The 7,146-nt window shown below is 50.0% G+C and carries 9 protein-coding genes; 8 read left to right on the forward strand and 1 reads right to left on the reverse strand.

Annotation, left to right across the window (positions count from 1 at the left end; all coding sequences use genetic code 11):
- Window positions 1-23 precede the first annotated feature (23 nt).
- The 8 genes from LRP50_RS23430 to LRP50_RS23465 all read left to right on the forward strand — a co-directional run bounded on the left by LRP50_RS23430 (window position 24) and on the right by LRP50_RS23465 (window position 6,585).
- Window positions 24-1,199 (forward strand): Gfo/Idh/MocA family protein, encoded by a 1,176-nt coding sequence (locus LRP50_RS23430; protein WP_274166841.1) that lies wholly within the window; start codon window positions 24-26, stop codon window positions 1,197-1,199.
- Window positions 1,192-2,226, forward strand: coding sequence for a 5-dehydro-2-deoxygluconokinase (gene iolC, locus LRP50_RS23435; protein ID WP_274166842.1), 1,035 nt, complete (start codon window positions 1,192-1,194; stop codon window positions 2,224-2,226). Before LRP50_RS23430 ends, iolC begins: the two co-directional genes overlap by 8 nt.
- 55 nt (window positions 2,227-2,281) lie before the next feature.
- Window positions 2,282-3,139, forward strand: coding sequence for a 5-deoxy-glucuronate isomerase (locus LRP50_RS23440; protein WP_274166843.1), 858 nt, complete (start codon window positions 2,282-2,284; stop codon window positions 3,137-3,139).
- A 24-nt stretch (window positions 3,140-3,163) separates the two neighbouring features.
- Window positions 3,164-4,015, forward strand: a complete 852-nt coding sequence (locus LRP50_RS23445) for a class II fructose-bisphosphate aldolase (protein ID WP_274166844.1) — start codon at window positions 3,164-3,166, stop codon at window positions 4,013-4,015.
- 63 nt (window positions 4,016-4,078) lie between these two features.
- Window positions 4,079-5,248, forward strand: coding sequence for a Gfo/Idh/MocA family protein (locus LRP50_RS23450; protein ID WP_274166845.1), 1,170 nt, complete (start codon window positions 4,079-4,081; stop codon window positions 5,246-5,248).
- Window positions 5,249-5,536: 288 nt separating this feature from the next.
- Window positions 5,537-5,908 carry a hypothetical protein gene (locus tag LRP50_RS23455; RefSeq protein ID WP_274166846.1) on the forward strand — a complete coding sequence of 124 codons (372 nt, stop codon included), beginning with the start codon at window positions 5,537-5,539 and terminating at the stop codon, window positions 5,906-5,908.
- 86 nt (window positions 5,909-5,994) lie between these two features.
- Window positions 5,995-6,192, forward strand: coding sequence for a CPXCG motif-containing cysteine-rich protein (locus LRP50_RS23460; RefSeq protein WP_274166847.1), 198 nt, complete (start codon window positions 5,995-5,997; stop codon window positions 6,190-6,192).
- Between the two features lie 54 nt (window positions 6,193-6,246).
- Window positions 6,247-6,585 (forward strand): thioredoxin family protein, encoded by a 339-nt coding sequence (locus LRP50_RS23465; protein WP_274166848.1) that lies wholly within the window; start codon window positions 6,247-6,249, stop codon window positions 6,583-6,585.
- 141 nt (window positions 6,586-6,726) lie between these two features.
- On the opposite strand, the gene LRP50_RS23470 is transcribed toward LRP50_RS23465, so the two are convergent.
- Entirely contained in the window at window positions 6,727-6,867 is a 141-nt protein-coding gene (locus LRP50_RS23470; protein ID WP_274166849.1) for a hypothetical protein, read from the reverse strand.
- Between the last annotated feature and the right edge of the window lie 279 nt (window positions 6,868-7,146).

Raw genomic sequence — 7,146 nt, forward strand, 5'->3', positions numbered from 1 at the left:
TTAGATTTTAGGAGAAGCGCACTATGTTCAATGAAGAAATGCACTTTGAGTCCCCGATTCGTTGGGGCATGGTCGGCGGCGGTCGTGGCAGCGAAATAGGTTATTCACACCGTGCCGCCGCGCAGCGTGATCGGTTGTTCAGTTTTGTTGCTGGCGCACTCGATCTCAATGCTGAGCGTGGCAAAGAGTTCGGCATGAATCTCGGGCTCGCCGCCGACCGCTGCTACCCCGATTACAAAACCATGTTTGCGGAAGAAGCAAAGCGCGAAGACGGCATTCAAGCCGTCTCTATCGCCACGCCGAACTCCACTCACTCCGAAATTGCAAAAGCGGCGCTAGAAGCAGGGCTGCACGTAGTGTGTGAAAAACCCGTAACGATCCATGTAGAAGAAGCCATCGAATTAAAAGCGCTGGCAGAAAAGCAAAACAAAATGATCGCCGTCATGTATGGCTACACCGGCTTTCCAATGGTTCAACAAGCCAGAGAAATGGTTCAACGTGGCGACATTGGTGCGGTACGCGTGGTTCAAATGTCTTTCGCTCACGGCTTTCACAACCTCGAAGTTGAAAAAGACAATCCCGGCGCCAAATGGCGCATGAACCCAGCGGTTTCAGGGCCGAGCTTCATCATTGGTGATTGTGGCACCCACCCTTTCTACATGGCAGGTTTGATCACGGGTTTGAAAGTGAAGTCTTTGATGTGTTCGCGCCAGAGCTTCATTGAGTCTCGTGCACCTCTTGAAGATAACGCGCATGTGGTTTTCAACTTTGAAGGCGGTGCGGTTGGCACGTTATGGGCAAGTGCCGTCAATTCAGGGTCTATGCACCAGCAAAAAATTCGAATTGTTGGTGAAAAAGCCAGCCTAGAGTGGTGGGATGAATACCCCAACCAGCTCAGATATGAAGTACAAGGAGAGCCAGTCCGTATTCTCGAACGCGGCATGGGCTATCTTTACAATGACGTTCCAGGCGTGTCTTGCAACCGTCAAGGTGGTGGTCATGCTGAAGGCTTTTTCGAATCATGGGCGAACCTATACCACCGTTATGCACTCGCCATTGATGCATTCGATCGTGGTGATCACGCCTTTCTCGAAAGCCATTGGTACCCCGATATTGATGGCGGTATTGACGGTGTAAAACTGGTCAATGCCTGCGTGAAGTCTGCTGACAATGGCGCGATATGGGTGGACTATGACTGATACACAAATTCATCTCTCTGGCTGGGAAAAAAACATTGAGCGACCACTCGACGTGATCTGTCTGGGTCGCGCGGGTGTCGATTTCTATGGCAACACAGATGGTGCGGATTTCACCACAGAAACCAGCTTCAAAAAATGTGTTGGCGGGTCGCCAGCCAACGTGGCGATTGGTTTAGCCACCTTGGGGGCAAAATCAGGCTTCATTGGCTGCCTATCTAACGATGCCCAAGGTCAGTATGTACGCCATTACATGCACGAGAAAGGCATCGATTTAGCGGGCGTGAAAACCTTGTTTGGCGAATACCGCACGAGTCTTGCCGTTGCAGAATTACGCCCAGAGCCCGAAGTGGTGATTTATCGTAATAACGCAGCAGACCTCGCGCTCATGACAACCGACATCGACGCAGAGTATCTCGCGTCGGCGCATTGCTTGTTTGTCTCCGGCACTGCCCTTTCCACCAGCCCATCGCGAGAAGCCACTCTTTCCGCCATGCAAACGGCGCAGCTGTCAGGCACCTTAGTGGTCTTGGATTTGGATTATCGACCGTACTCATGGGCGTCAGCGGCAGATCCCGCTCATTACTATCGCTTAGCGGCATCGTTAAGTGATGTCGTTATCGGCAATCGCGAAGAATACGAAGTAATGGGTATTCCTCATGATAACGAGGAGAGTCATATCAATGCCGCCTCCGAATTGCTGAGCGGCGGTACGGAACTGGTGGTGATCAAAGCAGGCTCGGAAGGCTGCGATCTGTTCGGCCTTGATGGCAACGGCAATTTACTCAAGCGCTCACAGCCAATTTTCAAAGTCGAGGCGCGAAAACCCTATGGTGCGGGAGATGCCTTCGCCGCAGCGCTCCTTTTTGCTTTGCTCAATCATTACACACTTCGAGACGCCGCCGCCATGGGCGCTGCGAATGCGGCTATCAATGTGACTGGCGATACATGCGGAGATGCCATGTCGACTCTGCCTGCATTGAAAGATTTCATGGAAAGCCACGGATACCAATTTTCAACGCAGCCTTAGTTCCCCAAACCTGTCGGGGAAAGGACGCGGAAAGAAACTGATTAAGGAGTAGATCATGGGAAAACATATCCCACCATTTGATAACAAAAATGAGCCAATTGTTGGTGTCAACGACGACACCACACCACTTTGTTACTTCAACCCTGTTCGCCTGAGCAAAGGCGAAAGCCACAGTTATAAACTGGACGATTATGAATCTGCCGTTGTACTTGCAGGCGGTACTTGTGACATCACGGTAGGCGAAGAAACCTTCTCTGGCATTGGTAAGCGCGCGTCGGTTTGGGACGGTGACCCTTCAGCAGTTTATGCCCCAGTGGGAAGCAATGTGACCGTTACGTGCGTGTCTGACAACGCCGATGTGATGATTGCAGGCGGTCGTTTCGAACAAGAGGCAGGCCAAGCGCTCTCAGCTTTCGCTGTGCAACCTGAAGAGACAGACAAAATCCAATACGGCAGTGACGACACCAAAACACACCGTAAAATCAAACATATCCTTGGGCAGAAAAACGCCGACAAGCGCGGACGTCTCATGGTCAGTGAGCTATTTACAGTAGGCGCTGGCGGTTGGTCGGGTTTCCCTCCTCATAAGCATGACGAAGAGCGTCCGCCCACTGAAACGCGCTACGAGGAAGTCTACCAATTCAGATTCAATCCTGACTTTGGCTTTGGCGCGCAATTTCTCTATGAACATGAAGACGACTGCGGCCCTGTTTACCATGTTCGCACTGGCAGCGTGATAGCCATCGACAAAGGCTACCATCCTTCCGTCGCCGCACCAGGGTACGAAATGTATTACTTCACCATCATCGTCGGTGAAACGAGTAAATCGCTGGTACAGCACTTCGACCCTCATCATGAGTATCAAGTGCACACTATCCCAGGTATCAAAGACATGGTTGCTAAATTTAAGTAGTCGCGATTAATAAAGGACGGTTTGATGCTAGTCAATCTGAATGAGTTACTCCCAAGTGCTGCGGTATCTGACGGCGCAGTGGCCTGCTGTAACGTTTTTGGTATCGAAGAAGCAAAGTCGATTATTGCAGCTGCAGAATCACTGTCATTGCCGGTCATTCTTGCCGTCAACAAAGACATGGTAGATCTGGCTGGTGTAGAAGCCATGGGAGGCCTGTTAGTGCCTATGGCAAAAGCAAGCTCTGTGCCTGTGGTTGTTCACCTTGACCATTGCTACGAAGAAAAAATCGTTTATCGCGCCATTCATTCAGGCTTTAGCTCTGTGATGTTTGATGGCTCACAACTGCCGCTGGAAGAAAACATTCGCCGTACTCGCCAAGTGGTCGATGTTGCGCACGCGGTGGGTGTCTCCGTGGAAGGCGAATTGGGCTCTGTACCCTACGAAGAAGGGCGTGATCACATCAAGTCTATGTCCACTATTCCGGCGGAAGCCACAGTCTACTCACAAGAAAGTGGGATTGATGCGCTCGCTGTCTCTGTGGGTAATGTGCACCGAAAAACAGAAGCGAATAGCCCCATCGACTTCGAGCTGTTAAAGCAAATTGAAATGGCGACAACGCTACCTTTGGTCATTCACGGCACCACAGGTATTGCCGAGCCCGATCTGCTCAAACTCAAGCAGCAGCGAGTTGCAAAATTTAATGTTGGCACCACCCTTCGCATGGCTTTTGGAAATGCGATTCGTGAATGCATGGCGCAAGAGCCCAACAAATACGATAGTCAGTATTTCTCCGGTGAAGCCATGCCTGCGCTGCAAGCCGAAGCAGCCCGTGTCATTGCGCTGCTCGCCGCACGTCGTCGACCACTTATTAAGTAACCAACAGGATAACGCGTTGAATCAATCATTGGTTGGGCGCTGTCTTCAAAAAAGGATTTAACAATGAGTAAGGCACACCGCAAGTTAGGAAGACGATTAAGACTCGGTGTTATTGGTGGCGGCCCTGATTCATTTATCGGTTCCATCCACCGTTCAGCAGCGACCATGCATGAAGAGTTCGATGTGGTCGCTGGCGTGTTCTCATCGAACCCTGAACGTTCAATTGCGGCAGGAAAGGCCATGGGGATCGCCCGCCCATACGGCGACCCAGATGCCCTCTTTGCTGGTGAAGCAAACGTGGATGACCCAATTGATGCGCTTGCCATCATGACACCCAATAACAGCCATTATATCCTGTCAATTCGCGCTTTAGATGCGGGCTTTAATGTCTTCTGTGAAAAGCCTCTTACCATGACGGAAGAGGAATCTGCTGACTTGGTCAAACGCGTTAAGGCCGCAGGAAAACGATATTGTGTCGCCTATGGTTACAGCGGTTACCCCATGGTGAGAGAAGCGAAAGAGCTGGTTGCGCAAGGCGTTATCGGTAACATCACTATGGTGCAAAGTAACTATGTGCAGGGGCATCTGGCGACTCTCACCGACTCAGAGCTATCTGGGTCAAACTGGCACATGAAACCCGAACTGGCTGGCCCTTCCCTGATTCTGGGAGACATCGCTACACACAGCTATCATTTGGCAAGCTATGTCATGGGGATGGAAGCGGCGTCTTTGAGTGCCGATGTCACCGCCGTGGTCGAAGGCCGAACCGCCGATGACTATTGCGGAGTTCTTCTACGCTACCCCAACAACGCCAGAGGTGTTTTTTGGGTAACGCAGGCCGCAGCAGGCGGTGTTCATGGCTTGAACGTCACGCTACATGGCACCAAAGGGGGCATAGAGTGGCATCAGGAACAGCCCAATGAGCTGCGGGTTAAACCGCTAGATCAACCGGCTTATGTCCTCACCAAAGGGGGCGCGGGGCTCACTGCCGCTGGAGAGCGCGTCTCTCATGTCGCCATTGGTCACCCAGAAGGTTACCGCGAAGCGTTTGCCAATCTTTACTACGATTTTGCATCTAACATCGTGGATGACATTTTGGGTGAAACACCCAACCCTTTGACGCTCTGCAACCCCACCGTTGAAGATGGTGCGTATGGAATGGCTTTTGTTTACGCCGCTGTGCGCTCATCAGAAAACGACGGTAAATGGGAGCCACTAAAAAACCTGACCTAATACCAAGTATGACGCGGCTTTGAGCGTTTCAATACGAGACGCCTCTCGTCCAATGATTCTATAGTTACCATGCTTTGCGAGCAGTTAACCGGTCGTCGGCCTGCTCGCCTTTTTCATTCTGATTTTCCTACTTTTGCTTTCCCTGCCTCTTCACGACTTCTACGTAGCAAGTGTCGCGACAACATATTCCTCGTCGCAAATAGATAACCTAAGCTTATAAATCAGACAACAGCCACCACCCAATTAACGATACATTGGGATCGTAAATCAATAGAGATTGGAGGATCTATGAGTGACAAAAAAGTCGCACTTTTCGGTTGGCACCCAGACGTGGTTAACTACGACAAATGGCCTGGAATGAGCGCTGAGAAGCTCCTTGCCGCTCTAGAAGGAGACCGAGACAATTTAGTATCTCTCGGCTACAACGTGGTGCTTCACTATATTCGTGATGGTGAAACGGCATTCGAAACCGCGACAAAAGCGTTGGAAAATCAAGGTTATGACTGTGTGCTAATCGGTGCCGGCGTGCGTCGAGATGACGACCATTTCCTTGTCTTTGAACGTCTGGTCAATGCCGCACACATGGCAGCCCCTGAAGCCGCCATTTGCTTTAATACCAATCCAAGTGACACGGCTGACGCCATCAAGCGTTGGATTTAACGTGTATGCTGCGTTTCAACTCAACGCGCATCACTGACACTATGTCCAGTCTTGTGGGGTTGCTAAGGAAAATAGGAAGATCGTGAATGACGGAGCTGGAAGAAAGAGTCATTGATTGCCCATATTGCGGCGAATCTATTGAAGTGCTTATCGACAGTGAAGACAGCGGACAACAATACATCGAAGACTGCCAAGTATGTTGTCGACCTATTACCTTTTTCATCCAACAAGAAAACGATGGAAACCTATATATCTCAGTGCATCACGAAAATGATGCGTTCTGAGAGACGTCTCTTACAACAGCAACAAAACTTGCACGCTTCAAGGAAGAACAAACAATGAAAGCATCAACAATCGGGTTTAAACCTGATTACGAAGAAGACGCACCATCAGTTGAGGATGTCACTCACCTTACCGGCTTAGCGGTCATCGAATTTGGCGCACCTTGGTGTACTCATTGCCAGGGGGCACAGTCTGCCATCAGGGAAATTCTCGAACCAACGACCATGCTGCACATCAAGGTGTTTGATGGCAAAGGAAAGCGATTGGGGCGTCATTTCAAGGTCAAGCTGTGGCCAACAGTGATTGTGCTAAAAGACGGTGTAGAAGTCGCTCGCGTTGTTCGCCCCACAGAGGCACACGAGGTGCAAGACCTGCTGCAAGCCGCCAACGCTTAGCGACCTGAACAACACATCATGTAGGCCCTCGATGTGGACTTACATAATGTGTTGTGACCATTCACCAAACAAATTCTGCTCCCATCTTTCGTTTAATCGTTAATCACTCGCTCAGCCCTGAGATCAAAATCAAGTATTGCTTTATGCACTTCGTGGTACATTCCCGCCGAATAATTCAGACAGTGATGGCGTGTTGCGTGCCGATAAGTGAAGGGCGGTAGCGTAAGAAGGCTCTGCCCCTTTTTTGAGCCAGAGTAGAAACTCATCAAAATTCTGCGCCACTGAATTTCCCATATCTCGGCTAATGACCGATAGCGTATCTGTCGGGATTTCAAGTACTGGTTAAATATGCAGCCCTGATGGTGACGGTGCATAATCTTCAAAATCACCGATTTGTCACTTTTTAACAACGTGACTTTTTCAGGTCAGATCTTAGTTTTATAAAACAGAACGTTACGCTTAATGGTAGAATGGCAGTTTGTTGTTATTGGACTAAATGGCGTGTTTAAACACACCATTTTTGGGTCTAATACACTGTTATACGCTGTAATTTTACTTACA

This window comes from Enterovibrio gelatinilyticus (genome assembly GCF_028683095.1).
Classification (GTDB): Bacteria; Pseudomonadota; Gammaproteobacteria; order Enterobacterales; family Vibrionaceae; genus Enterovibrio; species Enterovibrio gelatinilyticus.

Excerpts from the sequence above, each read along its gene's own strand:
- LRP50_RS23460 (WP_274166847.1), top strand. The coding sequence starts at position 5,995 with ATGACGGAGCTGGAAGAAAGAGTCATTGATTGCCCATATTGCGGCGAA.
- LRP50_RS23430 (WP_274166841.1), top strand. The coding sequence starts at position 24 with ATGTTCAATGAAGAAATGCACTTTGAGTCCCCGATTCGTTGGGGCATG.
- LRP50_RS23465 (WP_274166848.1), top strand. The coding sequence starts at position 6,247 with ATGAAAGCATCAACAATCGGGTTTAAACCTGATTACGAAGAAGACGCA.
- iolC (WP_274166842.1), top strand. The coding sequence starts at position 1,192 with ATGACTGATACACAAATTCATCTCTCTGGCTGGGAAAAAAACATTGAG.
- LRP50_RS23455 (WP_274166846.1), top strand. The coding sequence starts at position 5,537 with ATGAGTGACAAAAAAGTCGCACTTTTCGGTTGGCACCCAGACGTGGTT.
- LRP50_RS23445 (WP_274166844.1), top strand. The coding sequence starts at position 3,164 with ATGCTAGTCAATCTGAATGAGTTACTCCCAAGTGCTGCGGTATCTGAC.
- LRP50_RS23450 (WP_274166845.1), top strand. The coding sequence starts at position 4,079 with ATGAGTAAGGCACACCGCAAGTTAGGAAGACGATTAAGACTCGGTGTT.
- LRP50_RS23440 (WP_274166843.1), top strand. The coding sequence starts at position 2,282 with ATGGGAAAACATATCCCACCATTTGATAACAAAAATGAGCCAATTGTT.